This is a genomic window from Mesorhizobium sp. CA7, assembly GCF_020165015.1.
Classification (GTDB): Bacteria; Pseudomonadota; Alphaproteobacteria; order Rhizobiales; family Rhizobiaceae; genus Mesorhizobium.
Map to the genome: position 1 here is coordinate 332,588 of NZ_JAIUHH010000001.1, position 24,873 is coordinate 357,460.

Genomic DNA, 24,873 nt, shown 5'->3' on the forward strand with positions numbered 1-24,873 from the left:
GGGTCAAGGCCCGGCAGTTTTCAAACTATGGCACCGCCGAAATCGCGTCCCAGGGAGGGACTCGCGGCGGAGTAAGTTTCATATAGTGCGTGTCCGCCGGAAATTCACCCGGCCAGGACAAAACGCACGGCTCTACCAGGCCCTAAAGCCTGAATTCGTTTTCGAGCAGCGGAAATCAGGGAACCGCAAGCTGGTTCCCGCTCCGATGCTTAGCCGCGTCAGGCGGCTTCTTCCTTGCCCGCGCGGCGGGCGACGATGCCGGCCAGTGCCGCCCGAAACGCCGCGATATCCTCGGTGCCGGTGGCCCGACCGATCGAGACCCGCAGCGCGCCCAGGCTGTCGCCATGGCACATCGCCTTGAGCACATGGCTTGGCCCGACCTTTCCCGACGAGCAGGCTGAACCCGCAGACAGCGCGACGCCGGCGAGATCGAAAGCGATCTGCGCCGTTTCGGCCTTGACGCCGGGAATAGAGAAGAATGTCGTGTTGGCAAGCCTGAGAGCGCCATTTCCGAAGATTTCCGCGTCCGGCGCGAGGTCGCGCACGATCGCCTCGACCTCGTCGCGCCGGCTCGCGATGGCGTCCATGTCGGCGAGACCGGCCAGCGCGGCACGCGCCGCAGCGCCGAAACCGGTGATCCCGGCGACGTTTTCCGTGCCGGCGCGGTGGCTCTTCTCCTGGCCGCCGCCATTGATCAGCGGGCGCGGCATCATCAGGTCGGATGCGGCCACGATCGCGCCGACGCCCTTCGGGCCGCCGATCTTGTGCGAGGACAGGATCAGATAATCGGCATAAGGAATTGACATATCGAGCGGAATCCGCCCGGCAGCCTGCACGGCGTCGACGACCAGCACCCCGCCGGCAGCCTTGACGATCTCGCCGATGCGCCCGATCGGCTGGATAACGCCGGTCTCGTTGTTGGCGGCGTGGATCGCCACCAGCGGCAGGCCAGCGGCCTTGTCATGCGCGCCGAGCGCGGCGGCCAACGCCTCGAGATCGGCAATGCCGTTCGGATCGACGCCGATCTTCGTCACCTGCGCCGGCGCGAAGCGTCCACCATTCAGTATGCAGGGATGGTCGGCTTCGGAGACGAAGAGATGGCTCATGCGGATCGATCCGCGTCCCATCTGCCAGTCGGGCGTAAGCAGCGTCGAGGCGGCTTCGGTGGCGCCGGACGTGAAGACGATATGCTCGGGCTTGGCGTTGGCCAGCCGCGCCACGTCTCGGCGCGCGTCCTCGACCAGCCGGCGCGAGGCGCGCCCTTCCGTGTGGACCGATGACGGGTTGGCGGCATCGAGCGCGGCGACCATCGCTGCCCGCGCTTCCGCAATGAGCGGCGCGCTGGCGTTGTAGTCGAGATAGGCGCGGATTGCGGCCATTTTCGCTCAGTTCGTCCTTCCGCCGACTATCCCGCGAGGATAGCGCGTTATTTCCTTGAAATTGCAAGGCAAGCCGTCCTATTTACCCGGCTTGCGGCGCGGGCGGCCGGACCATCGGGTTTCGGCCTCCCAGTTTTGAACAATTCTAAACTAGCTTCTAGGAACACGCTCGCCCGGCGTCAAGGCCACAGAAGATGTGGGGCCGCGAGTGAGCCGGGATCAGGAAAGTTCCGGGCGAGCGCATTCATATGCCATGTGGAGTATTTTATGCCTGAGGTCATTTTCGCCGGTCCGGCTGGTCGCCTGGAGGGACGTTATCAGCCCTCGAAGGAAAAGAGCGCCCCGATCGCCATCGTGCTGCATCCGCACCCGCAATTCGGCGGCACGATGAACAACAAAATCGTCTACGACCTCTTCTACATGTTCCAGAAGCGCGATTTCACCACGCTGCGTTTCAATTTCCGCGGCATCGGCCGCAGCCAGGGCGAATTCGACCATGGCACCGGCGAATTGTCGGACGCGGCCGCCGCGCTCGACTGGGTGCAGTCGCTGCATCCGGATTCGAAGAGCTGCTGGGTCGCCGGCTATTCCTTCGGCGCATGGATCGGCATGCAGCTCCTGATGCGCCGGCCCGAGATCGAGGGTTTTATTTCGGTCGCGCCGCAGCCCAACACCTACGACTTCTCGTTCCTGGCGCCCTGTCCGTCGTCCGGCCTCATCATCCATGGCGATGCCGATAAGGTGGCGCCGCCGAAGGATGTGCAGGGCCTGGTCGACAAGCTGCACACGCAAAAGGGCATCACCATCACGCAGAAGACGATCCCAGGCGCCAACCATTTCTTCGCCAACGATTCCGAGCTGCTGATCCAGGAGTGCGCCGACTATCTCGACCGTCGCCTGGCGGGCGAGCTGGCCGATCCGAGACCGAAGCGGCTGCGCTAAGCGCGGAGGGCCGTCACTCCAGGCGCCTTAAGGGGTCTGAATTCGGTCGACGGCGGCCTCGACCGGATCGGCCGTCGAAATTCTGCCTCTCGGCGCGCGGAACGGTCCTAGTCGGAACGTCCGCTTGCGCACCGGCAGCTTCGAACCGGTCTGGCCGAAGATGAAGCCGAGCCGGGCAAACACCAGCCCCGATAGCACCGCGAACGCCAGCCCGAGCCCGAAGCCCGCGACCGTGTCGCTGGGATAATGAGCGCCGACGAAGATGCGTGTCGAAGCGATGCAGGCCGTGACCGCCAGCGCGATATACCAGCGCCGCGGGAACAACAGCAGCAGGATGCCGAAGACGGCGCCCATCGTCGTGGCATGGCCGGACGGGAAACCGGCAAAGCGCGCGTCCATGGCGAAAGGATGCAGCGACAGGACGCCGAAGCTGTCGAAATAAAGCGGCCGGGCGCGGCCGATTCCGTATTTCAGCACGTTGACCGCAAGACCGGACAGGCCGACGGCACATAGCACCAGGAACGCGAAACACGTCCAGTTGTAGACGATCATCCGGCCATGCCGGGACAGGCCGCGCCAATCCGTCAGATTGGCGGCAACAAGGCAGAGCGCCGCTGGAATGAGATACCAGCCGCCGAGGCCGAATTGCGTGAAGAAATCGGTGAAGCGCGCAAATCCGGAGGACCATTGGCCGCGCATCTCGCCCGCGCTGATATCGAGGCGCAGGAAAGTCGCAACAGTGAGCAATATCCAGGCTATGAGCCAGACGCTCCACAGAATTCTCGGATAGCGCGCCGGCCGCACGGCAAAGCGTCGCCTCACGATCGACATCGTGTCGCGGAAATTGCCGAGCGAGCGGCGGTAGAGGGCAAGGGGCGGCGCGTCGGACATGGCTGGGCGCTTATAGGGACATTCGATGCCCGACGCTATTCATCACGGCGCCACCCGGTAAAGCCCGAGCGACAGCTTGTCTCCCGACGAATAGTTGATGCCGTCGATCTCGGTCAGTCGCGTTGCCGACTTGCCCTGAGCGGTCAGCACGTCGGTAAGCTTCTGCTCGTCCTTGATCGGCGCCAGCCCAAGCGCGCAGGATGGATCGGCGAGCAGATGTTGCCCCACGCCCTCGATGTCGGTCAGCACGGTCTTGGTGCCGACCAGGAAGACCAGGCTTGGCTCCTGGAACTTCGCCGAGGCAAGCACCGTGGTGTCGCAAGGGCGGTTGGCGTCGACAGCGGCCTTGACGGCGGGGCTCAGCCAGATCGGTTTCAGCGACGGCGCGATCACGCCGAACAGCAAGCTGAAGGTGATGCCGGCGCCGACGGCGATGGCCGCGATCCGCGGCAGCGGCACCTGCAACTGCCTGGGGAAGGCAAGATAGCCGGTGACCAGAGCGGCGATCGTCGCCGGTATGCTCCACCAGGAGAAGGTCTTGGCGAGGTAAAGCGGCGCGCCGACGCAGACCACGGCAAGGCCGATCGCCACCACGGCAAGGCCGAAAGCCGTCGCCCACCACAGCCATGTCTGCCAGCGCTTCAGTGGCGCGTTGGCCTCGTCCGCCGGCAAGGTGAGCAGCCAGCCGACCAGAAGCGCCATGCCCGGATAGGCCGGCATCACATAATGCGGCAGCTTGGTCGGGATCGCCTCGAACACCAGCCAGAACGGGATGTACCAGGCCAGGCAGAAGCGCAGGCGCGGATCGTCCCAAAGACGGTTGATAGCCTGGAGCCCGGCGCCGACCGCGATCAGCCCGAAGGGCCACATGAACAGCGAATAAGTCAGCATGTAGAAGCCGGGCGGCAGGCCGTGCGATTCCTCGCCCTGCGCCACCTTGTTCAGCATGTCCTTGCCGACCGCTTCCTGGAAGAAGGCCCCGCCGCTCTTCCAGGTGATGAGGATCAGCCACGGCAGCACGATCGCCAGCACGATCAGGACGCCGCGCACCAGCTTCATCTTGAGGAGCCAGCGCCAGTCGCGGTCGAAGGCAAAGAGGGCAGCGGCGGTCAGCAGCGACAAAAGCGGTGAAACCGGGCCCTTGATGAGGATGCCGAAGCCTTGCGCGATCCAGAAGATCCACGGCAGATGCCCGGGAACCGGTTCGTTGCGCTTCGAAGCCCAATAGACCTGCGCCAGCGCGCCTTGCGCTATCACGCAGCAGGCGAGAAGCATGGCATCGGTCTTGGCGTCGCGCCCCTCGAAGGCGGTGGCGAAGATCGCCGCCATCATCAGGCCGGCGGCCAGCCCGGCACTGGCGCCGAAGAGTTTCGTCCCGGTCCAGCCGATGCCGACGACCGCGAGCGCGAGGCCCAGCATCGAGACCAGGCGATAGACCCAGATCGGCGCCGCAGCCCCCTCGCCGCTCAACGCCACGGCGGCCGACTGCAGCCAGTAGATGCCGATCGGCTTCTTGTAGCGCGTGACATCCTGCAGGCGGATATCGACATAGTCGCCGGTCTCGACCATCTGCTTGGTCGACTGGACGAAACGGGATTCATCGCGGTCGACCGGCGGCAGGCTTGCCAGCCCGCTGACGGTCATGACGATGCTGAACAGAAAGAGGATGAGGGTGTTCCTGTTCATCGCGGGAGCTTTTCCGATCTGAAACTGCGGGATGGCCCCGTCGCGGTGCATGGCGCCGTGTCTTTGCGCGGCGCCTCATTACGCCAGCAAAAAGGGCGAAGCAAGGACGCGCCGCGCCGTATGCGATTCCAAGCAAAACCGGAAACCACTTTTGCTGATCGCGTGTCTGTTGGTTGAAGCGCGATCGGACGCAAAACCGGAAACCACTTTTACTGATCGCGCTTGGATGCTAAACGCGCGCCTTCATATCAAGCATGGCCAAGCGCCCGGCGACCTCCAGGAAGAAAAAATGTCCGCCTTCAAATCCGATTTCCTGCGCATCATGAGCGAGCGCGGCTTCATCCATCAGATTTCGGATGAATCCGCCCTCGACCAGCTTTTCGCCAAGGAAACGGTCAGCGCCTATATCGGTTTCGACGCCACCGCCAAGAGCCTGCATGCCGGATCGCTGATCCAGATCATGATGCTGCATTGGTTGCAGCAGACCGGTCATCGGCCGATCGCGCTGATGGGCGGCGGCACGTCGATGATCGGCGACCCTTCCTTCAAGGACGAGGCGCGCAAGCTGCTCACTCCTAAGGACATCGAGGACAATCTTGTCGGCATCCGCCGCAATTTCGCGCCTTACCTGAAATTCGGCAGCGGGCCGGGCGACGCGGTCATGGTCAACAACGCCGACTGGCTGATGCAGATCAACTACGTCAATTTCCTGCGCGATGTCGGCCGGCATTTCTCCGTCAACCGCATGCTTGCCTTCGATAGCGTGAAGCTGAGACTCGATCGCGAACAGTCGCTGTCCTTCCTCGAATTCAACTATATGATCCTGCAGGCCTACGACTTCGTCGAGCTCTACAAACGCGTCGGCTGCCGGCTGCAGATGGGCGGTTCGGACCAGTGGGGCAACATCGTCAACGGCATCGATCTCGGCCACCGCATGGAGGGCGTGCAGCTCTTCGCCATGACCACGCCGCTGCTCACCACCTCGTCCGGCGCCAAGATGGGCAAGTCCGCCTCGGGCGCGGTCTGGCTCGATGGCGACATGCTCTCGCCTTACGAATTCTGGCAGTACTGGCGCAACACGGAGGACGCCGATGTCGGGCGCTTCCTGAGGCTCTATACGACTCTGCCTTTGGATGAGATCGTGCGTCTTGAAAGACTTGCTGGCTCCGAAATCAACGAAGCGAAAAAACGGCTAGCGACCGAGGTCTGCATGCTTTTGCACGGTCGTCCGGCGGCGGAGCAAGCAGCCGAGACTGCCCGCAAGACGTTCGAGGAAGGTGAGATCTCCGAAAAGCTTCCTACAATATACGTTGGGCGTGCGGATCTGGAGGCTGGTTTGGGTATCCTTGTCTCACTCGTAAGCGCCGGCCTTGCTAGCTCGAACGGAGATGCTCGAAGGCACATTCAAGGGGGCGCAGTTAAGCTAAACGATACGCTGGTGACGGATGACAAGCGAATTGTTGGGCTCAACGATCTCACGTCCAACGGAATAATCAAACTTTCCGTAGGACGGAAAAAGCACGTGCTGCTTCGCTTGCCTTGAACGCTCACCTGTACTCGAAGATCGAGCGGAATATGCCCGGCGCCACCACCGATAGCGGATTGATGTTGAGCGTCGGCTTGTTGGCGTTGCCGCGCAGCCGGTAGGTGACGCCGATCAGTCCGCGGTCGCGCCCGTTGCCGAGCAGCGGCCCGAACAGCGGCAGTTCGCCGAAAATGCGGTTGAGCCCGTAGACCGGCATGAAGGTGCCGGTCATGTCCATGTTGTTGTTTGGATCGTAAAGCGTGCCCTGGAAGGTCGTACCGATGCGCGGGCCGCGCAGCAGGCCGTTCGCCAGTTTCAGATAGCCGGAGCCCTTGTCGATCTCGGCAAAGCCACGCTCGAACTGCACCCTGGACGTGTCGATGTTGCTTTTGACGGCTTGGTTCAGGCTGCGTGTATCGCCAGCCGGCGTCGTCGACACGATCGAGGCCAGCTTGGGCTCGTTGACGACATAGAAGTTGCGGGCATCCACCTGTCCCTTCATCGGCCCGTCGCCGGCGCCCGAGAGCGACAGCGTGATCGCGCCGCCTTCCATATGCTCGTAGACATTGAGGAAACGCAGGATCGCGCCGGCATCGGCAGACTTCACCCTGAGCACGCGGCCGCCTTCGCCGGTGGTGTTGTTGATCGTGATCGCGGCGCCCGAGCTTGCCGCGGCGGTGACGTTTAGCCCATTCACCCGCGATCCGGCGGCGCTGTATTCGAGCTTGAGGTTGGAGAGCACCTCGTCATGAAAACCGGTCAGCGATGTCACATCGGCGCTCACCGAGATCGCGTCGCTGCCGGCGCCCTTCGTGGCTGTATCGACATCCGAGGTGAACTGTTTGATCAGCGAGCGGGCGTCGAGCGACGCGCCGCTGACATCGACAGCGTAGCTCTTGCCTGAACGCTTGACCGAAACGGCGATGTCGTCGCCTCTGTTCAACGCGACTTTGCTGAAGCGGGCCGCGGACAGCGAGCCGTTGACCAGCGTCACATTGCCGTCGATCGAGAAGCTTTTTCCGTCGAGAGCGAAATCGGTCAATGTGGTGGTGCTGCCGGACTTCGCCATGTCGAAAGCGACCTTGGCGGGAATGCCGGCGCCCTTGCTCCAGCCCGCCCACGGAATGTCGAGCCTGGCATTGGTCAGGTCCGCCGAAACCTGCTGGGCGCCCTCGCCGCTCTTGTCGATCGCCACCTTGATGGTTCCCGACAGCAGGGCCGACAGTCCAGGCATGCTGGCGTTGCGCGTCTTGTCGTCGAGGACCAGCGTAACCTTGCGGCTTCGCGCCGGCCCGTCGTCGGCGAGCGGCTCGACGAGATCGAGGTCGGCCGGAATGCCGTTGAGCTTGGCCTCGGCGGAAATCACCGCCTGCTTTGGCCCGACGGTGATCGAGCCATCGGCGTCGGTCACGGTCTGGTCCTCGAAAGGCTTCGCCAGCGACAGGTCCCGATAATCGAGCGAAACCAGCCAATCTAGCTTCGAGGTGTCCATGCCCTTGGTCAGCGGAATGTCCGCTCTGACATGGCCGGTGACGGTGCCGGACAGGTCTTCCGGTGCCAGTCCGACATGGCGCATGGCATTGATCGGCTCATAGGAGGCCAGTTCGGCGATCGCCGGCGCCTCGCCCGCCACGTCGATGTCGAGCCCCCCGATCACAATCGGTCGGTTTGCATTCTTGACCGTCAGCGTGCCGCCGCTTGCCGCCACGGTGCGGCCGCTCGGCATATAGACGCTGCCCGAGGAGAGCGCGATATCGACATCGTTACCATGGAACGCAACCGCGCCGACGGCGTCGCGGACCGGCGGGATGCGCCCGGCGGTATCGAAGCGCGATCCTTCGATCTGGAAACGGCCGAATACTTCATCGCCGGTAAGCGGCACGCCGTTGCCGAGGCGCCCCGGCGCGACCTGGAACTGCAGATTGGCGTCGGTCACCGTGCCGCCGAACAAGTTGCCCAGCACCCAAAGCCGCGCGTTGCGGGCCGAGAACCACGGCCACAATTGCTTGACATGCGAGACTGGCATGTCATGCACGTTGAGCGACAGCGATACCCCTGGCGGGCCGTGGTCGATGAAGGCGACGGTGGCCGCGCCCAGTACCTCGCCCGGTCCGCCGGAGCGCACGCCGATCTGCTCGGCAACGAGCTTGCGGCTCTTCGGCTGGTAGACACCGGCGATACGGGCCAGGAACTGAAGCGCCGGTTCCTGCGATTCCGAAGGCGCCAGCGTCGAGCCGTCGCTGGTGAGATCATAGCGGTAGGCGGGCTCCTCCCCCGCAGCTGCCGGCTTCGGCCCGATCGATCCGGCAAAGTTGAAGCTGGAGCGGCTGCTCCTGATCAGCAGCCGGTCGACCGAGATCTTGTTTGAACCGGCCACCAGCGTGGCATCGGCTTCGACATTGGTCGGCAGCAGCCCGCGCTCGCCCAGGTCGAGCACCGAACCGTTGAGGGAGAGCGAAGCCGCGAGGCGCGACGGGTTGTCGCCCGACGCTTCCGAGCCCGAAAGCTTCAATGCGATCGAACCCAGCTTGGCGCCATCGGCCGGGGCGGCCTCGGTCGAACTGCCCTTGCCGGGGGCGCCTTCTATCTCGAGATTGGCGTCCAGCGACGAAATGCGCCTTGCCGTCGCATCGCGCGTCGCCGAGGCGGTCAAAGTCGCGTGCCGGCCATCGACATCGGCATCGTAGGAAACCTGCATGCGTCCCGCGCCTGTCTGCGCGACGGTCGCCGAGGCGATGGTCACGCGCTTGACCGGTCCGGCGTCCGGCAGCTTGAACTCGACATTGCGCAGATCGATCTGTCGCATCGAGTCCTCGCGCACGGCATCAAGCGCGCCGTTGACGCCTGAAAACACCGCCGCCGACACTTTCTCCGGGTCGACAAGGCCATCCGCGTTGCGCAGCGCCGCCGTCCAGTCGCTGCCTCCGGAGGGCATGGCCCCCACCACGATATGGGCATCGGAAAATCTGGCGCTCGTCAGCCGGACGTCGCCCGAAAGCAGCGGCAGAAGGCGCATGCCGAAACGTACGCGTCCGATATCGGCCATCGGCTTGCCGTCGGCCGTTTTCAGGCTGACATCGTTCACCTGCAGGGCGACGAAGCTCGACCCGTCGAGCGTCAGCCGAGCCGGGCCGACGGCGACGTTGACATCGATGCCGGCCAGCTTCTCGATGGCTGTCTCCGCCTCAGTCCGCAGGCGCTCCGTGCCGATGCCGGAGGCGCCGAGGACATAGACACCCGCCGCCGCCAGAAGCATGAGCGCGCAAAACCCGGCAAACACCCGGCCGAGGACGCGGAAACGCCGCCGCACGGCTGCCCGGCCGAGCGGCGGCACGCTGCACGCGGACGGAAGCCTCGCCAGGTCGGTGATCTCGTCACGCCTGAACCTGATCTTCTCGTGCTGCGGTTCTTCCTGATCCAAGCAATATTCCGTTGTGACGAACTCGTCGTGGACGAATCCCCGCCTCACGTTATATCGATGATTTCCCGCGCGTAACCGCAAACAAGGGCATCGATATGGCTGACCTCGAGGTGGGCGACGCAGCGCCGCAATTCGATCTTCCGCGTGACGGCGGCGGCTCTCTCAGCCTCGCGGCGTTCCTGGGCAAGCCAGTTGTACTTTACTTCTATCCGCAAGACGACACCACAAGCTGCACCGCCGAGGCCATCAGCTTCTCGCAGTTGAAGCCGGAGTTCGAGAAGGCCGGTGCCGTGGTGATCGGGCTGTCGCCTGATAGCGCGAAGAAACACGACAAATTCAAGGCGAAGCACGATCTCACGGTCGATCTCATCGCTGACGAGGAGCGCAAAGTGATCGAGGCCTACCGTTTGTGGGTCGAAAAGACGATGTATGGGCGCAAATATATGGGTGTCGAGCGCGCCACCTTCCTGATCGGGAAGGACGGGCGGATCGCCCGTATCTGGCGCAAGGTTCGCGTCAAGGGCCATGCCGAGGCCGTGCTGGAAGCCGTTCGCGCGCTCTGAGCGTCGCCAAAGCCCGCCAAAGCAATCGACAATTATGGTCGTTACTCGTCAGATGCCTCAGGCTTCGGCTGCCGCCGCGTCCTCCAGGATTTCGAACGATGGCTCACCTGATCGGCCAGCGCGGCAAGATGGCCACGCAAGCCGCGCGCGCCCATCATGGACGACAGCGTGACTGATTGCGTGGCAAAGCGCCGCTTGAAATCCTCGCCGCCGCAGAGAAAATCAATCGTGGCAAGGCCGCGGTCGAACGACCATTGGATATAGTCCATCATCAGTACCATACCCGGCGAGGCGCGCTCGTATTCGGGATCATAGGTGGTGACGAAAGCCATCATCGTGCCGTGCTGCTCGAAATTGATCGAGACGGCGACGATCGTGTCGTCAAGCTCCAGCACGAAGATGCGCAACAGCCCGAGGTCGGCCAGCACCGAAATAAGCGCGGCGAGAACCGGCGAGCCCTTGTCGAACAGATCCGAGGCGCGACCATGGCGAGCGAGCCAGAGGCGCTTCAGCGTCGCGACGCGCTCGAGCACTGGTTCGCGCGGGTCCTCCGCATCCAGCAGCCGGAAACGCAATGCACCGCTTTCTTCCATGAACTTGCGGCCGCGACGATAATTCTGCCGGCCCTTCTTGGACAACGTCTCGAACCATTCCGCCCCATCCTGCCAGGAGCCAGCGACACGATAGCTAAGTTCAGTGCGGTGGTTGGGCCGAAGCGCCTTGCCATGAGCCGGTTCCAGCAGGGCATGAACACCGGCATCCGGTAGCAGACGGTTGAGATAGATCAGGTCGAAGCCACCCTGGTCAAAAACATACTGCCAGAGGCGGAAGATCGCCCGCGGGTCGCTGTCAGGTGCAACCAGCGCGTCGCCATAGTCACTGTGATCCTTCGCCGCCCATTCGAGTACGCGGATGCCGGAACGCCTGAAGGTCGCGAGCGCTATCACGCCATCGAGCCGGGCGCCGTTCCAGGCAAGCCCAATCCTGAGCGCGCGCCGCTCCTGCTGCGGGGTGGTGCGCCACCAGGCCGCGATCCAATCCGGGTGCTGGAAGACAAGCCCGCCAGCCCGCTGCCAGAGCGCGCTCCAGGCCGGTGCGATCTCGGCAAGACGCGCCGCCGTTGTCACGACTTCGAAGGTGCGTGTCCGCGGGATTGCGAGAACAACGGGAGCGTTCACGGCCGTGTCCCCTCCGAGGCTCGCGAGGTGCGTGACCGTGGCTTTCCGGGCCGGATGCGCCTGGCAATATGTCCCCACATCCGCCTCAGCGGCATGACGTAAAGGCCTGCGAGCGACTGATAGTCGCGCACATCGCGATCGACCAGTCCGAACTTGAAGTCCTCGTCAGGCCTCGGCACACACAATGTTCCGAAGAGCCGGTCCCAGAACGAGAAGAGCAGCCCGAAGTTCTTGTCGTAGTGGCGCGGATCGACGCTGTGATGCAACTGATGCCAATGAGGACACAGGATCAAATTGTTGAGCGGGCCGAACGAGATCTTGAAATGCGTGTGCCTGACGAAATCCATCATCAGGATGTTACGCATGACGTAGACATTGACGCCAAAAACGGTCAGTTCGACAAGGTTCAGCGAAATCAGCGACCAGATGCCGAAGCAGAGCCCCACGACGATGCCGTCCCAAGCTCGGTTCATCAACTCGTCGAGCGGATGGACCCGGTCCTTGGTGATCCCGACCATCACCTCGGCCGAGTGATGCACCTTGTGCAGTTCCCAAAGCAGCGGATAGCGATGCTGGGCGACGTGATAGAGGTAATAGGAAATGTCGTAGGCCAGGAGCATGCTGACGGTGAAGATCAGAACCGTCACCGGCCCTGCCGGCCCCTGGGTCAGAGGCGGCTGGAAGTGGAACAGTGTCGAAAACAGCCGGTTGGTCCCGTACCCCACCACCGTGACGAAGACGATTCCGGCGGGCAGCATCAGGAAAGGCATCAGGGCCTTCTTCGTGATCCAGAACAGCAGGTCGGCCTTCGCGGAAGGATGGGTGATGACCTCGCGCGGGATGGCGAACTCGAAAAACTCCTTCCAGCTCTTCTCCTCGACCGCGCGCCAATAGGCCACAAGCGCGCTGACAAAGGCAGTCAGCAGCAAAAGCCCGGTCGCCAGCAGACTGGTGCCCGAAATCTTGTCGAGGATCTTGCCAACCAGATCGCCCAGCATTCCCACCGCCACGATGAATCCCAAATACCAACACGCCTTTACTCGAAAAACGTCAACTAAACGCAATCGAAGACAGTTAAGAAACCCGAGCCTTGCTCTGCGAGCTATAGGCTGCTCTTGGCAGAACTTTGGTGCTCATCGCCAACGCGACATGGCGTCCGCGTCATGAAGATTTTCGCGCAACCTCGTGCCCGTACTGCGTGCATCCGGCGCCGCGCGGTCGACACGGCAAGCCTTTGTTAACCCTAATAATGTGTAATCAGGCTTGTCGTTGGTCCGTAACGAAAGCATGGTCCCCGTGAAACCAACCGGTCAGTCAGCTGTCTTCGGCAGGCGTAAAGAACCGCACACGGTCATCATCGCCAGGGGAAATGAGATAAGGCATTTCACCATCCGCCCCTGGCTCGCCGCCTTCATCGGCTCGGCTCTGGCGGCGATCGCCATCGGCTATCTGCTCGCGACTTCCTATCTGGTGCTGCGCGACGACCTGATCGGCGCCACGACGGCAAGGCAGGCGCGCATGCAGCAGGCCTATGAGGACCGCATCTCGGCCCTTCGTGCCCAGGTCGACCGCATCACCAGCCGCCAGCTTCTCGATCAGCAGCTGATGGAGACCAAGGTCAGCGAGCTGCTGGCCAGGCAGACCCAGCTGAGCGAGCGGCACGGACGGCTCGGGCCGATACTCGAGCGCGCCGAGAACGAGGTCGGTGACGCACCTGCAACGGGCGCAACGGCACCCAAGCCCGATGAGCACGCCGAGGTCACCGGCAGCCTTTCGCAGGCGCCGACCTATTCCGTCGCATCCTTGGACGCCGGCGATACAAAGCCCTTCTCGCTCTGGTCGACACGGTCCGATCCACTTGACGGCGAAACGGCGGCCGATCGCGCCGACAAGCTGTTCGTCTCGATCAATGCCTCGTTGAAGGCCATCGAGGGCCAGCAGCTTTCGCGCATCGCCACGCTTGCCGACAGCGCCTACAAGAATGCCGACGCCATAGCGCAGGCACTGGAAGCGGCCGGCCTGCCGGTCGACGGCGAACTGAACAAGAGCGATGTCGGCGGCCCGCTGGTTCCGCTTGATCCCTCCACGGGTTTCGACAGCAAGGTCAAGGAGTTGGACGAGGCGCTCGATGCGCTCGACCAGGTCAAGAAAGAGGCGCGCAAGCTGCCGCTCGCCAATCCCGCCCCGGGTCGCACGGTGACCAGCCCCTTCGGCGTGCGCACCGATCCGATCCTGGGCAGCGCCGCCCTGCATACGGGAATGGATTTCAGGGCGCCGATCGGCATGCCGGCCAAGGTCACCGCCGCGGGCGTCGTCACAAGAGCCGGCTGGGCCGGCGGCTACGGCCGCATGGTCGAGGTCGACCACGGCAACGGCTTTGCCACACGCTACGGACATCTCAGCGAGATCGATGTGAGTGTCGGCCAAAAGCTCGCCGCCGGCGACGTCATCGGCAAGACCGGCAGCAGCGGCCGCTCGACGGGTCCGCACCTGCACTACGAAGTGCGCCACGATGGCGAGGCGGTCGACCCACTGCGCTTCCTCACCGTTGGCAAGAAGGTCGCGCAGTACCTTTGACCGGCTGATCCAAACCGGCGCCGTGCCCGATCTCGATCATCCGATCGACAATCCCGGCATCGATACCGGCCGCGGCACCGCTCGCGCCGGCCAATCAGGCTTTGACATGGATATCCCGCGGGAATCTCGTCAGCGTCTCGTTGCCGGTATCGGTTACCAGAATGGTTTCGCTGATCTCGATGCCCCAGCCATCCATCCACATGCCCAGGATGGAATGAACGACATTGCCGGGCTGGAGCACCGTCTTGTCGCCGGGCCTCAGGCTGATCGTATGCTCGCCCCAATCCGGCGGATAGGCGACGCCGATGGAATAGCCGATGCGCGACTCTTTCTTCAGCCCGTGACGCTCTATGACCTTGCGCCAGGCGGCTTCGACCGCCTCCGCGGTCGTGCCCAGGCGGGCGGTGTCGAGCACCGCATCCATGCCCTCGATCACTGCCTTTGCCGTATCCGCGACGCGGGTCGGCATCCTGCCGAGTTGCATCGTCCTGGCGAGCCCCGCCGCATAGCGACGGCAGACGCCGGCAAGCTCGAGCGCGATCGTTTCGTCCTTCCCGAACCGCCTGTCGCTCCACATGATGTGCGGTGCGGACGCGTTTTCGCCGCCGAGGATCGTCGGCGGCAGCGCCGTGATGTCGCCAGCGAAATCCTGGCTGCCGGCGATCTGCGCCGCCTGGATGGAAGCAATCGCGTCGCACTCGCGCACGCCCGGCGCGATGACTTCGTAGGCCCGCGCGACCGCCGCTTCGGCCAGCCTCGATGCGTTGCGCAGATAGGCGATTTCCGGCGCCGACTTCACCGCGCGGATCCAGTTCACGAGCAGGTCGGCGTCGTGCCATTTCGCATTGGGCAATCCGGCGACGAGCCGCGCATGTGCCTTCGGCGAAAAATAATAGGCTTCGAGCTCGACGCCGATGTTGCGGCTTCCCCATCCCTTGGCGACAATCCAGGCCGCGATCCAGTCCATGGGATGCCGATCGGCGCGCTGAACGTGGTCCTCCGGAAATCCGATCACGTTTTCCGGCTTCATCCAGGCCGTCAGCAACCCGCCGGCCGCATCCATGGCGCGGCCGATCCAGACCGGCTCGGCGTCCTCGATCGGCACGAGCACCACCTGGGGCGTGTAGAACGACCAGCCGTCATAACCGGTGATGTAGTGCTGGTTGGCGACGTCGTTGACGATCAAGAGCTCGATGCCGCGCTTTGCCATCTCGGCGCGGATTCTTGCGAGCCGCCGCTGGTACTCTTCGCGGGCAAAAGGCAGCTCAATCATCTTTTCTCCTCATCGGGATCGATCTGGTCGGGACGAAGCCCTGTCGTCCACCATTGCGGTGGTTTTGACCGGCGACAATCGGCCAGGACGATGTATGGGCAGGGCCTAGCCGAACGGGGAGCGATTGACTCGAAGCAAGTTGTAGGATGATATGTATCACCCGATATCCAGACATGAACCTTCATGACCGTTCATCGCCTCTCGCCGGAAATCCTCAGCGCCATGGAAGGTGCCGTCGGCCGAAACGGCATTGCCGTCGAGCCGGCTGGAATGGCGAAATATCTGGGCGACTGGGCGGGTGACTATCAGGGTGACGCTCTTGCCGTGCTGCGACCTGGTTCGGTAGCCGAGGTGCAGGCGCTGATGCGCCTGTGCAATGAGCTCGGACTCGGCGTCGTTCCACAGGGCGGCAACACCGGCCTGGTGTCAGGCGCGATCGACAGCAAAGGCGGCGGCCTGGTTGTCTTAAGCCTGGAGCGGCTGAACGCCATCCGGCAGATCGATGCGGATAATTTCACGCTGCGTGCTGATGCAGGCTGCGTGCTGCAGACGATCAAGGACGCCTGCGAGGCGCGGGATTGCCTTTTCCCGCTCGCGCTCGGTGCGCAAGGCAGCTGCCAGATCGGCGGCAATGCGGCCACCAACGCCGGCGGCGTCAACGTGCTGCGCTACGGCATGGCGCGCGACCTGATCCTGGGCCTCGAAGTGGTGCTGGCGGATGGCGAGCTGTGGAACGGCTTCTCCGGTCTGCGCAAGAACAACAGCGGCTATGATTTGAAGCAGCTTTTCATCGGCTCGGAAGGCACGCTGGGCATCATCACCGGTGTCGAGGTCAAGCTGTTTCCGAAGCCGGCCAAGACAGAGACCGCCTATCTCGGCCTGGCCTCGTTCGAAGAGGCCGTCACGCTCTTCAACCGGGCACGCCGCGACTGTTCGGACCTGATCTCCGCTTTCGAGATCATCGGCGCCGAATGCATCGAGCTTGCCCGGCTGGTCGACCCCACGACGAGAGCGCCGGTCCCGGCACCCGTCCAGGTGCTGATCGAATTGTCGTCCAGCGCCGCCATCGATCTCAACGGCCTGTTGGCCGGGTTCCTCGGCGATGCGGTGGAGAGCGGCCTGGTAACCGACGCGGTTCTCGCCGCGAGCACCGCGCAGGCCAGGAGATTTTGGGCCATCCGCGAAGGCCTGGTCGAAGGCCAGGCCAAGCGCGGCTATCATGTGCGCACCGACCTGTCGGTGAAGATTTCCGATATCCCGGCCCTAATCAAGCAGGCCCGCCGCTTCGTCGCAAACGATCATCCCGGCTGGCTTCCCCTCGCCTACGGCCACGCCGGCGACGGCAACATCCATTTCAACGTGCTGCCGCCGGCCGAACTTGCCGAGCACGAGGCTCGTGCGCGTGGTGCCGAGGTCATCGCCGGGCTCTATGAAATCGCCGCCGGCCTCGGCGGCTCGATCAGCGCGGAGCACGGCATCGGCCGCAGCCGCCGCAAGGAGTTCTGGGCCGGACTATCGCCGACGCATCGCCGCATGGTCGCGGCGCTGAAGAATGCCCTCGACCCCAAGGGCGTGATGAATCCCGGCTGTCTGTTGCCCGCGACGGAGACTTTTCCATGAAGCAGAGACTGGCCGCCATCGGCACCGTCGAGACATTGCCGCATCGGGTCGCGGCCTTCCTCAGCCGCGAGATCGAGTCCGGCGAATTGAACCCCGGCGCGCGCCTGCCGACCGAGCAGGAACTGTCCGAAAAATTCGGCGTCAGCCGCAACGTGGTGCGTGAGGCGATCGCCCAGCTCAGGGCCGACGGTATGATCGAGGCGCGGCAAGGCATCGGCGCTTTCGTGCTGGCGCCCGAGCAGCGGGCGGCGATCCGCATCGACCGCGAGGCGCTCAAGGACACGCACAACATGGAGCGGCTGTTCGAGCTGCGCTGCATCCTCGAGGCCGAATCGGCAGCGCTTGCCGCGGCGCGGCGCAATCAGGGCCATCTCGATTCGATCAAGGCTGCGCTCGACCGCATGGGCGGCGAGGAGCGTTGGGAAGAAGGCAGCATCGACGCCGATCTGCTCTTCCACCGCGAGATCGCGCGCGCCACCGGCAACAGCTACATCCATACCTTCATCTCGTTCGTCTGCGAGCAGATCCGCCACTCGATCCACTACGCGCGCATGACCAATCCGCTGCACGATCTCGTCGAGATCAATGTCGGCGAGCATGTGCGTATCTTTGAGGCTCTGGTGGCGGGCGATCCGGCGGCGGCGGAAGCGGCGATGCGGGCGCATATCGTTGGCGCCGCCAACCGCGTCGGCGTCAAGCTGCCGCTCTCGAAAGCCAATGGAGCGAAATAGCCATGCCGACGAGCGTCACCCGCATCTCCGATGTCTGCCTGCTGGTCGAAAACATCGAAAGGACGGTCGACTTCTACGTTGAAAAGCTCGGCTTCCGCCTGCGCCGCCGCGCTGAAGGCTTCGCCGATTTCCATGGCGAGGGCGTGACGCTCGCCGCTTGGGAGCTCGACCACATCAACCGGCATACCGGCGTGTCCAACCTGAGATCGCCGCGCCACGCGCACAAGGTCTGCGTCGCCGTGCAGCTCGACACGCCGGCCGATATCGACCGGCTGTATGGCGAACTTAGCGCCAAGGGCGTGCCCTTCTACGGCCCGCCCGAAAACTACGTCTGGAACGCGCGCTGCGCCTATTTCACGGACCCGGACGACACGCTTTGGGAGCTTTACGCCTGGCTCGACGGCGGCCCTGGCGACTACCACGACGAACAGCCGTAGACGACGCCGAACCGAAGGGAACGGCGCCTGGAGAAGAGACGAGAAAAGTCTGCAACAGGAGCGAAAAATGAGTGGGAACAGGAACTTCGAATTGAATCGCCGCGCTTTCGTGAAAGGCGGCATGGCTGCCGTGGCGGCCGTATCTGCCGGCATGCAGCTGGTGCTGACGCCCGGCGCCAAGGCCGCCGGCAAGGTCGTCATCCAGTATGACTGGCTGATGTCCAACGGCCAGATCGGCGATATCGCGGCCGTCGCCAATGGCTACTTCAAGGACGCCGGGCTCGAGGTCGAGTTCAGCCCCGGCGGTCCGAATGCGTCGACCGTGCCGCCGGTGATCTCGGGCGCCGCGCAGCTTGGCCAGTTCTCGGAAACGCCGCAGCTCTATTCGGCCCGCGCCAGCGGCGTGCCGATCAGGATCATCGCCTGCGGCTTCCGCACCGGTCCTTATGCATTGACGTCCAAGCCCGCAAAACCGATCCGCGGCGTGGCCGATCTCAAGGGCAAGAAGATCGGCATCCAGCCGACGGCGCGCTTCGTCATCGACGAGATCCTGGCCAAGAACGGCATCGATCCGTCGGAGGTGACCATCGTCAATGTCGGCTTCGACAAGGCGCCGCTGGTTCGCGGCGATGTCGACGCGATCGGCGGCTGGATTACCAACACGCAGGCGCTCAGCGTCGTCGGCGACGACCGCATCGACCTCTTGACGCGTGACCTCGGGCTGAGCTCCTACGCCGATGTCTATTTCGCGACCGACGCGGCAATCGAAAAGGATCCTGAGACGCTGGCGAAGTTCATCGGCGCCGTCGGCAAAGGCTGGGGCTGGGTCCACGCCAACCCGCAGGAGGCGGTCAAGAAGATGGTCGCCGCTTATCCCGAAATGGATCTCGGCTGGGAGGAAAAGACCGTCAATCTGGTGCTGAAACTCTCCTTCGACGGCGCAACCGCCAAGGATGGCTGGGGTACGTTCGACCCGGCCTCGATCGAGGGGCAATTGGCGCTGCTCGACAAGGTTGGCCAGTATCCGAACGGCCGCCCGGCGACCGCCGATGTCTACACCACCAAGATACTCGAACTCTCGGCCGCCGACCGGCCCAAGCTCGACGCGCCCGCCGCGTGATGCCGGACGCGATCGAAGCGCGACAGCTGGATGTCGGCTATGGCGGCGGCCGGAAGACAGCCGTCAAAGTGCTCGCCGGCCTCGACCTCACCGTCGCGGCCGGTTCCTTCCTGTCGATCCTGGGGCCGTCCGGCTGCGGCAAGTCGACCTTGCTCAGAGTGGTGGCCGACCTGCTCGACCCGCTTGGCGGCTCGATCAGCGTGCTGGGCGAAACGCCGCATACGGTGCGCTCGCGCCGCGATGTCGGCTTCGTGTTCCAGGATTCGACCCTCCTTGCCTGGCGCACGGTGCGCGACAATGTGCGCCTGCCGCTCGGCGTCGGTCAGGGCAGCCTGACGCGCAAGATCGAGGATCGCAGCACGGAACTGCTGGAATTGATGGGGCTCGGCGGCCTCAGTGAGCGCCTGCCGCATCAGCTCTCCGGCGGCCAGCGCCAACGCGTGGCGATCGCGCGTGCCTTGCTCGGTGAGCCCAAGTTGCTTTTGATGGACGAACCCTTCGGCGCGCTCGACGAGATCACGCGCGACCGGTTGAACGACGAACTGCTGGCGCTTTGGCGGCGCAGCGGCACGACTATTCTTTTTGTCACGCATTCGATCGCCGAAGCCGCCTATCTCGGCGAGCGCGTCATCGTGCTGGCCGCCAATCCTGGGCGCGTGGTCAAGGACCTCGACATGCGGCCCTTCAAGCAGGAGGGCAACCGCTGCAAGCGCGAGGATCCGGCGATCGTCGCCGCCATGGCCGACCTGCGCGTCGCGCTGGAGCGCGCATCGTGAGACAGGCGCCGCTCTCCCCGCAAATGACGGTCGCGCTTCCCATCCTGGGCGCGGCTTCGATCCTGCTTGCCTGGCAATATCTTTTGCCGTTGCTCGGCGTGCCGGCCTATATCGTGCCGACGCCGACAGCGATCTTCGGCGTGTTCCAAAAGAATTTTGCGCTCCTCATCGACAATCTGAGGCCGACGCTGATCGAGGCGCTGGCCGGCTTCGTCATCGGCAATTTCGCCGCCGTGCTGCTCGCCGTGCTCTTCGTCCACAGCCGCGTCCTGCAAGCCGCCTATTTCCCGATCGTGCTCTTCTTCAACACCATTCCGATCCTGGCGCTGTCGCCGATCATCATCCTGATCTTCGGACTCGGCATGACGCCGAAGATCGTGATTGCCGCGGTAATCTGCTTCTTCCCGACACTGGTGAACATGATCCGCGGCCTCGATTCGGCGAGCGACAACGAGCACGAGCTGTTCCGCGTGCTGTCGGCGACACACTCGGAGATTTTCTGGAGCCTGCGTCTGCCCCGTGCCCTGCCGATGCTGTTCTCTTCGCTGAGGATCGCGTCGGCCACCGCCGTGATCGGCGCCATCGTCGGCGAGTGGATCGGCTCGGACAAAGGGCTCGGCGCGCTGATCATCCAGGCGACCTTCAACTATCAGTCCGATCGACTTTATGCGGCGATCGTGCTGTCGTCGTCGCTGTCAATCGCGTTGTTTTGCCTCGTCGTCCTGATCGAGCGGCGAATCATCAAATATTGAGCAAGACGGCGGCCCACGCGCCGTGTGCTCACGCATCGAGATAGGAACATCCTCCCGAGCAGGCATTCATCGCGCATTTATTCGGCCTGCGGTAGGATGCCGGCGTGCAACCAAACCGGGAGACAATTCGTGTCAAAAGCTTTTCACGTCTCGATCCGAACGATGCTGGCCTTCATATGTCTGGCCGGGCTGGTCGCCGTGGCGTCCGCCCTTTTTCCCGCCTCCGCCTCGGCGCAGCAACTGCGGCGATGCGCGAATGAGGGCGGCATATGCCGCTTGCCCTACCCCACCCAAGTGATCTACGGCGCCCGAGGCCGAACCACCGCACGGTTTTTCGACCGTCGGGCTGTGCCCTGCTCGAACCGCCTGTTTGGCGACCCCGCCCCCGGCCGCGAAAAGGCCTGTTATTTCGTGGCGCGCGGTGGCGGCGGCTATGGCGATGACGACGACTACGGGGACGACGATTACGGCTCACGCCCCTACCGTGGCGAATGGGTCGCCTGCGCCAGGGAGGGTGAGTTCTGCGATTTCAGCGGCCGCGCGATGGTCAGATACGGCGCACGCGGCCAGTACACGCAGGATGTTTTCAGGAACGGCGTCAGATGCGGCAACGACGCCTTTGGCGATGACCCCGCTCCTGGCGCTCACAAGCGCTGCTACGTCAGGCAGTAGCCGTGCCTGAACCCGGCGCGCAATAAGGTGGCGGCCCCAGCAAGGGCCGTCGCCGCATTCTGCTTCAGCTTGGCCGGCAGGCTGGTGGGCGATGACGGGCTCGAACCGCCGACATCTTCGGTGTAAACGAAGCGCTCTACCAACTGAGCTAATCGCCCGCTTGAGCGCGGACCTTTAAGCAGTTAGGGCCGCATTCGCAAGGCTAAATGAACAGACGGCGCACCCGTCGGGGCGCGGATTTCCCCAGCCTCGGCGCCGCTGTCAAAAAACCTTCTCCTGATTGCTGTAATGCTTGAATGCCGCGCTTGACACCCGCAGGCGAACCCCTTATCCACCGCCCCAACGACGAACACGCCTGACACGTGCTCGTCAAGTGCGCGGGTGTAGCTCAGTCGGTTAGAGTGCCGGCCTGTCACGCCGGAGGTCGCGGGTTCGAGCCCCGTCACTCGCGCCAGTCTTTTCAGGGGCTTGCGCCCTGCGATCCAAAAATTTCAACTTTCATTTTCCGGAGAGTTTCAACTTTTTGTATTCGTTGCGTTCTTCGGCCAGCGCCTTGCGGCCGGCGCGACGTGACTGGTCGGCCGCGCGAACGGCAGCCGAATGAGAGTGCTTCGCCGTCTCTCCTTGGTCTTTATATCAGCATCTGCTAAAATTTATTTTCGCAGGTGCCGTAATGCGAGCCAACGTTCCGCGCTTTCCCGGCAGTGATGTCGACCCGAGGCGTGATTGCACGCGGGCCAACGCTGGAACTACCGATTGATCTGCTCGCAGATGGAGGGCCCACAACACAGGGAGGACACGATGGTCAGGCCAAGCAAGTGGGTGATAGCGGCTTTGTGGGTTCTTTGGCTTTTAAGCCTGCCCGCCCAGGCAAGCAGCCTGGACGATCTTGTCAAACATGGCGATCTCTCGGGGGTGGCTTCTGCCTTGGATAAAGGCGCTGCTGTCAACGAAGTTGACGGTGTTACGGCGCTCTATATCGCCTGCGAGGGCGGGAATGTGGAAATAGCAAAACTTCTGATAGATCGTGGGGCGGACGTTAACATGCCCGTCAGCTGGCAAAGAACGCCACTCTACGCGGCCAACAAGGGTGGCTATTCTGACGTCGTGAAGCTGCTGCTCGATAACGGCGCCGATCCAAATCAGGTGGCGAAATCGCAAACCCCGCTGCACGTGGCTGCCGAGAAAGGCTGTCTTCATTGCGTGATCCATCTTGTGGATGCTGGAGCAGACGTCAATGCGCTGACGTCGAATGGAAACCCACCCATACATTTGGCCAAGCTTAGCGGTCACGAAGACGTCGTGGCTTACTTGCGCGCTCACGGCGCGGGACAACCGGCCATCGCGCCTATTTCGGCGCGACTTGCATCGGCAAACGCCGAATCGGGCAAAGGAATTTTTGCCGAAACATGCGGTGTCTGTCATCTTTCAGCGCCGGATCTCAAGATTCCCAAACGCGTCAATCTCTGGGGCGTGGTAGGGAGACCGAAAGCAGCACAAAGCGACGTCCAGTATTCGTCGGCTCTAAGGGAAGCTGGCGGCACATGGACCTTTGAAGATCTCAATTCCTTTATCTCAAACCCGGCTTTCGCTTTGCCTGGAACAGACATGATTTTCCCGGGCCTGCGAGACGAGAACCAGCGAGCAAACCTGATCGCTTACCTACGGACCTTGAGCGACAGGCCGTTGCCGCTTCCCGAGAATTGATTGCTCCTGCGAATATGCGGCGCGACTGCGCTTCGGGGAGGCCCGCGCGCTTCTGGCTGAAGAAGACCGGCCGATTGTCGTGGTCGCAGAGCTGGTCGGTATCCAACGTTGGCAAATTTCAGGCGTCAATTCAAAGCGTTGAAGGGGCCTCCGCGCGAATGCCGCAGCAGGTTTGCCGTCTGAGATCCTTGATCCCGGAACCATTCCAATCTTGTCCCGTTCAGCCAACGGGCGAAAACACCGGAGAGATAAGATGGCTGTGAGATGTCGGATTTCCATCGACGATGAAAGGGATGTCGACGAGCTCGCCTTCCAGGAATTGCCGCGGGTTGGCGAAAGCGTGTCGATACCGGTCGAAGGGTCGAGCAGGGACCTTCGTGTGCTTCGTGTCGTGCATATGCCCGGCAGCGAGCAAGGCGCAACGACGATGCTGGAGCTGACCAGCAGGATTCTTTAGCCCTCTCGAATCATTCGCCCAGCACAACCCCTGAGGCGACGATCTGGGCCGTCCGTTCGGTGAGCTTCTGGCGCTTTACCAGCGTGGGCTTTTCGTAAGGCTTTTTCATCCTACCGTTCCAAATCGGCGCGCCGACAGGACGATGAACGCGCTCGCCTCAGTTGCGTTCCGCGATAAGGGGCCGCTAAAAAAGCCGCAAAAAATGGAAGGCGGGAGGTCTCAGGCCCTGGCGAGCAGCGCCTCGACCTCCTGCGATGTCGGCATCGACGGCGCGGTGCCGGGGCGGGTCACCGAGATGCCGGCGACCGCGCAGGCAAAGCGCACGGCCTCCAGCGGCTCGACGCCTTTTGCCAGGGCGGCCGCGAGACCGCCGTTGAACGCGTCACCCGCCCCCGTCGTCTCGATCACCGGGCCGGCATTGACCGCGTCGACATACTCCGAACGGGTCTTGGTGTGGAGCAAAGCGCCCTTCTCGCCGAGCGTCACGATGACTGCGCCGACACCCTTGGCCAGCAGCGCGTCGGCGGCGCGGCGGGCGTCGTCGATCGACGAAACCTTGATGCCGGTCAGCCCTTCGGCCTCCGTCTCGTTGGGTGTGACATAGTCGCAGAGCGCGTAGACGCGGTCGGGCAGGCTGGCGGCGGGGGCGGGGTTGAGGATGGTCGTCACCCCTGCCCCGCGCGCGATCTCGAGCGCCTTCAATGCTGCGCCGATCGGCTGTTCAAGCTGGGTAACGAAGACGCCGGCGGACCGGATCAGGTCGGCATGCGCCTCGATGTCGGCGGGCGAGATCAGCATCGCCGCGCCCGGGCTGACGATGATGGCGTTGTTGCCGCTGCCTTCCTCGACAAAGATGTAGGCCGCGCCCGTATAGCTGTCCGGCGTGTCGATGACGGCGCTTTTCACACCTGCGTCCTTCCAGGTCTGCTTCGCCATGTCGGCAAAGGCATCGACTCCGAGCCTGGTCAGGAAGGTGATGTCGGCGCCGAGCTTGCCTGCCGCCACGGCCTGGTTCGAGCCCTTGCCGCCCGGGCCGAGCTTGAAGGAATTGCCGAGGATCGTTTCGCCCAGGCGCGGCTGGCGGTCGGCGCGATAGGCGGTGTCGGCGACGAACACGCCCAGGATCACAACAGGCTTCACGACGACGGGCTTGCCTGTGGCCATGT

General features: G+C 63.4%; 22 protein-coding genes and 2 tRNA genes. 14 read left to right on the forward strand and 10 right to left on the reverse strand.

Annotated features, from left to right (window positions below; translation table 11 throughout):
- Positions 1-218 precede the first annotated feature (218 nt).
- Entirely contained in the window at positions 219-1,379 is a 1,161-nt protein-coding gene (locus LB552_RS01600) for a cysteine desulfurase family protein (protein WP_224601439.1), read from the reverse strand.
- Between the two features lie 267 nt (positions 1,380-1,646).
- Here LB552_RS01600 and LB552_RS01605 point away from each other — a divergent pair, with 267 nt between their 5' ends.
- The gene (locus LB552_RS01605; RefSeq protein ID WP_095765174.1) at positions 1,647-2,321 is read left to right on the forward strand and encodes an alpha/beta hydrolase; all 675 of its coding nucleotides are present in this window, start codon (positions 1,647-1,649) and stop codon (positions 2,319-2,321) included.
- 27 nt (positions 2,322-2,348) lie between these two features.
- Here LB552_RS01605 and LB552_RS01610 read toward each other — a convergent pair whose 3' ends face one another.
- Both LB552_RS01610 and LB552_RS01615 read right to left on the reverse strand, forming a co-directional pair.
- Positions 2,349-3,212: a phosphatase PAP2 family protein gene (locus LB552_RS01610; RefSeq protein ID WP_224601441.1), complete on the reverse strand. Its 864-nt coding sequence runs from the start codon at positions 3,210-3,212 to the stop codon at positions 2,349-2,351.
- A gap of 42 nt (positions 3,213-3,254) precedes the next feature.
- Positions 3,255-4,898 (reverse strand): ArnT family glycosyltransferase, encoded by a 1,644-nt coding sequence (locus tag LB552_RS01615; RefSeq protein WP_224601443.1) that lies wholly within the window; start codon positions 4,896-4,898, stop codon positions 3,255-3,257.
- A 289-nt stretch (positions 4,899-5,187) separates the two neighbouring features.
- Here LB552_RS01615 and tyrS point away from each other — a divergent pair, with 289 nt between their 5' ends.
- Positions 5,188-6,441 (forward strand): tyrosine--tRNA ligase, encoded by a 1,254-nt coding sequence (gene tyrS / locus LB552_RS01620; RefSeq protein ID WP_224601446.1) that lies wholly within the window; start codon positions 5,188-5,190, stop codon positions 6,439-6,441.
- 4 nt (positions 6,442-6,445) lie between these two features.
- Here tyrS and LB552_RS01625 read toward each other — a convergent pair whose 3' ends face one another.
- Positions 6,446-9,844: a DUF3971 domain-containing protein gene (locus LB552_RS01625; protein ID WP_224601447.1), complete on the reverse strand. Its 3,399-nt coding sequence runs from the start codon at positions 9,842-9,844 to the stop codon at positions 6,446-6,448.
- 95 nt (positions 9,845-9,939) lie between these two features.
- Here LB552_RS01625 and LB552_RS01630 point away from each other — a divergent pair, with 95 nt between their 5' ends.
- Positions 9,940-10,407, forward strand: coding sequence for a peroxiredoxin (locus LB552_RS01630; RefSeq protein WP_140840217.1), 468 nt, complete (start codon positions 9,940-9,942; stop codon positions 10,405-10,407).
- Between the two features lie 41 nt (positions 10,408-10,448).
- Here LB552_RS01630 and LB552_RS01635 read toward each other — a convergent pair whose 3' ends face one another.
- Together LB552_RS01635 and LB552_RS01640 are read right to left on the reverse strand one after the other, a co-directional pair.
- Positions 10,449-11,585, reverse strand: a complete 1,137-nt coding sequence (locus LB552_RS01635; RefSeq protein ID WP_224601449.1) for a GNAT family N-acetyltransferase — start codon at positions 11,583-11,585, stop codon at positions 10,449-10,451.
- Positions 11,582-12,583 carry a sterol desaturase family protein gene (locus LB552_RS01640; RefSeq protein ID WP_224601451.1) on the reverse strand — a complete coding sequence of 334 codons (1,002 nt, stop codon included), beginning with the start codon at positions 12,581-12,583 and terminating at the stop codon, positions 11,582-11,584. Before LB552_RS01640 ends, LB552_RS01635 begins: the two co-directional genes overlap by 4 nt.
- A 298-nt stretch (positions 12,584-12,881) precedes the next feature.
- On the opposite strand from LB552_RS01640, the gene LB552_RS01645 reads away from it, so the two are divergent.
- Complete coding sequence (locus tag LB552_RS01645; protein WP_224601453.1) at positions 12,882-14,162, forward strand: M23 family metallopeptidase; 1,281 nt, start codon at positions 12,882-12,884, stop codon at positions 14,160-14,162.
- A 94-nt stretch (positions 14,163-14,256) separates the two neighbouring features.
- On the opposite strand, the gene LB552_RS01650 is transcribed toward LB552_RS01645, so the two are convergent.
- On the reverse strand, positions 14,257-15,435 hold the full coding sequence (locus tag LB552_RS01650; RefSeq protein ID WP_224601455.1) for a M24 family metallopeptidase: 1,179 nt from the start codon (positions 15,433-15,435) through the stop codon (positions 14,257-14,259).
- A gap of 183 nt (positions 15,436-15,618) precedes the next feature.
- On the opposite strand from LB552_RS01650, the gene LB552_RS01655 reads away from it, so the two are divergent.
- The 7 genes from LB552_RS01655 to LB552_RS01685 all read left to right on the forward strand — a co-directional run bounded on the left by LB552_RS01655 (position 15,619) and on the right by LB552_RS01685 (position 21,543).
- Positions 15,619-17,055, forward strand: a complete 1,437-nt coding sequence (locus LB552_RS01655; RefSeq protein ID WP_224601457.1) for an FAD-binding oxidoreductase — start codon at positions 15,619-15,621, stop codon at positions 17,053-17,055.
- Positions 17,052-17,786, forward strand: coding sequence for a FadR/GntR family transcriptional regulator (locus LB552_RS01660; protein ID WP_224525550.1), 735 nt, complete (start codon positions 17,052-17,054; stop codon positions 17,784-17,786). Before LB552_RS01655 ends, LB552_RS01660 begins: the two co-directional genes overlap by 4 nt.
- Before the next feature lie 2 nt (positions 17,787-17,788).
- Positions 17,789-18,223: a VOC family protein gene (locus tag LB552_RS01665; protein ID WP_224601459.1), complete on the forward strand. Its 435-nt coding sequence runs from the start codon at positions 17,789-17,791 to the stop codon at positions 18,221-18,223.
- A 67-nt stretch (positions 18,224-18,290) separates the two neighbouring features.
- Complete coding sequence (locus tag LB552_RS01670) at positions 18,291-19,343, forward strand: ABC transporter substrate-binding protein (RefSeq protein WP_224601461.1); 1,053 nt, start codon at positions 18,291-18,293, stop codon at positions 19,341-19,343.
- Positions 19,343-20,119, forward strand: coding sequence for an ABC transporter ATP-binding protein (locus tag LB552_RS01675; protein WP_224601463.1), 777 nt, complete (start codon positions 19,343-19,345; stop codon positions 20,117-20,119). The genes LB552_RS01670 and LB552_RS01675 overlap by 1 nt, the downstream gene beginning before the upstream one ends.
- Positions 20,116-20,871: an ABC transporter permease gene (locus LB552_RS01680; RefSeq protein WP_140840231.1), complete on the forward strand. Its 756-nt coding sequence runs from the start codon at positions 20,116-20,118 to the stop codon at positions 20,869-20,871. The genes LB552_RS01675 and LB552_RS01680 overlap by 4 nt, the downstream gene beginning before the upstream one ends.
- A gap of 129 nt (positions 20,872-21,000) precedes the next feature.
- Positions 21,001-21,543: a hypothetical protein gene (locus tag LB552_RS01685; protein WP_095765589.1), complete on the forward strand. Its 543-nt coding sequence runs from the start codon at positions 21,001-21,003 to the stop codon at positions 21,541-21,543.
- 82 nt (positions 21,544-21,625) lie between these two features.
- Here LB552_RS01685 and LB552_RS01690 read toward each other — a convergent pair.
- Positions 21,626-21,701 (reverse strand) — tRNA-Val (locus LB552_RS01690).
- Positions 21,702-21,920: 219 nt separating this feature from the next.
- Here LB552_RS01690 and LB552_RS01695 point away from each other — a divergent pair.
- The 3 genes from LB552_RS01695 (at position 21,921) to LB552_RS01705 (ending at position 23,707) form a co-directional block, all read left to right on the forward strand.
- Positions 21,921-21,997, forward strand: a tRNA-Asp gene (locus LB552_RS01695).
- Positions 21,998-22,344: 347 nt separating this feature from the next.
- Positions 22,345-23,250: an ankyrin repeat domain-containing protein gene (locus tag LB552_RS01700; protein ID WP_224601465.1), complete on the forward strand. Its 906-nt coding sequence runs from the start codon at positions 22,345-22,347 to the stop codon at positions 23,248-23,250.
- Between the two features lie 253 nt (positions 23,251-23,503).
- Positions 23,504-23,707: a hypothetical protein gene (locus LB552_RS01705; RefSeq protein WP_042644456.1), complete on the forward strand. Its 204-nt coding sequence runs from the start codon at positions 23,504-23,506 to the stop codon at positions 23,705-23,707.
- A 10-nt stretch (positions 23,708-23,717) separates the two neighbouring features.
- Here the strand turns inward: LB552_RS01705 and LB552_RS01710 are convergent, their stop codons facing one another.
- Both LB552_RS01710 and rbsK read right to left on the reverse strand, forming a co-directional pair.
- Complete coding sequence (locus LB552_RS01710) at positions 23,718-23,816, reverse strand: putative RiPP precursor (RefSeq protein WP_208648418.1); 99 nt, start codon at positions 23,814-23,816, stop codon at positions 23,718-23,720.
- 110 nt (positions 23,817-23,926) lie between these two features.
- Positions 23,927-24,871, reverse strand: a complete 945-nt coding sequence (rbsK, locus tag LB552_RS01715) for a ribokinase (protein WP_224601468.1) — start codon at positions 24,869-24,871, stop codon at positions 23,927-23,929.
- Positions 24,872-24,873: the final 2 nt, after the last annotated feature.

Coding starts and splice junctions, on each gene's coding strand:
- LB552_RS01600 (WP_224601439.1), bottom strand. CDS start 1,379: ATGGCCGCAATCCGCGCCTATCTCGACTACAACGCCAGCGCGCCGCTC.
- LB552_RS01605 (WP_095765174.1), top strand. CDS start 1,647: ATGCCTGAGGTCATTTTCGCCGGTCCGGCTGGTCGCCTGGAGGGACGT.
- LB552_RS01610 (WP_224601441.1), bottom strand. CDS start 3,212: ATGTCCGACGCGCCGCCCCTTGCCCTCTACCGCCGCTCGCTCGGCAAT.
- LB552_RS01615 (WP_224601443.1), bottom strand. CDS start 4,898: ATGAACAGGAACACCCTCATCCTCTTTCTGTTCAGCATCGTCATGACC.
- tyrS (WP_224601446.1), top strand. CDS start 5,188: ATGTCCGCCTTCAAATCCGATTTCCTGCGCATCATGAGCGAGCGCGGC.
- LB552_RS01630 (WP_140840217.1), top strand. CDS start 9,940: ATGGCTGACCTCGAGGTGGGCGACGCAGCGCCGCAATTCGATCTTCCG.
- LB552_RS01640 (WP_224601451.1), bottom strand. CDS start 12,583: ATGCTGGGCGATCTGGTTGGCAAGATCCTCGACAAGATTTCGGGCACC.
- LB552_RS01650 (WP_224601455.1), bottom strand. CDS start 15,435: ATGATTGAGCTGCCTTTTGCCCGCGAAGAGTACCAGCGGCGGCTCGCA.
- LB552_RS01655 (WP_224601457.1), top strand. CDS start 15,619: ATGACCGTTCATCGCCTCTCGCCGGAAATCCTCAGCGCCATGGAAGGT.
- LB552_RS01660 (WP_224525550.1), top strand. CDS start 17,052: ATGAAGCAGAGACTGGCCGCCATCGGCACCGTCGAGACATTGCCGCAT.
- LB552_RS01665 (WP_224601459.1), top strand. CDS start 17,789: ATGCCGACGAGCGTCACCCGCATCTCCGATGTCTGCCTGCTGGTCGAA.
- LB552_RS01670 (WP_224601461.1), top strand. CDS start 18,291: ATGAGTGGGAACAGGAACTTCGAATTGAATCGCCGCGCTTTCGTGAAA.
- LB552_RS01675 (WP_224601463.1), top strand. CDS start 19,343: ATGCCGGACGCGATCGAAGCGCGACAGCTGGATGTCGGCTATGGCGGC.
- LB552_RS01700 (WP_224601465.1), top strand. CDS start 22,345: ATGGTCAGGCCAAGCAAGTGGGTGATAGCGGCTTTGTGGGTTCTTTGG.
- LB552_RS01705 (WP_042644456.1), top strand. CDS start 23,504: ATGGCTGTGAGATGTCGGATTTCCATCGACGATGAAAGGGATGTCGAC.
- LB552_RS01710 (WP_208648418.1), bottom strand. CDS start 23,816: ATGAAAAAGCCTTACGAAAAGCCCACGCTGGTAAAGCGCCAGAAGCTC.
- rbsK (WP_224601468.1), bottom strand. CDS start 24,871: ATGGCCACAGGCAAGCCCGTCGTCGTGAAGCCTGTTGTGATCCTGGGC.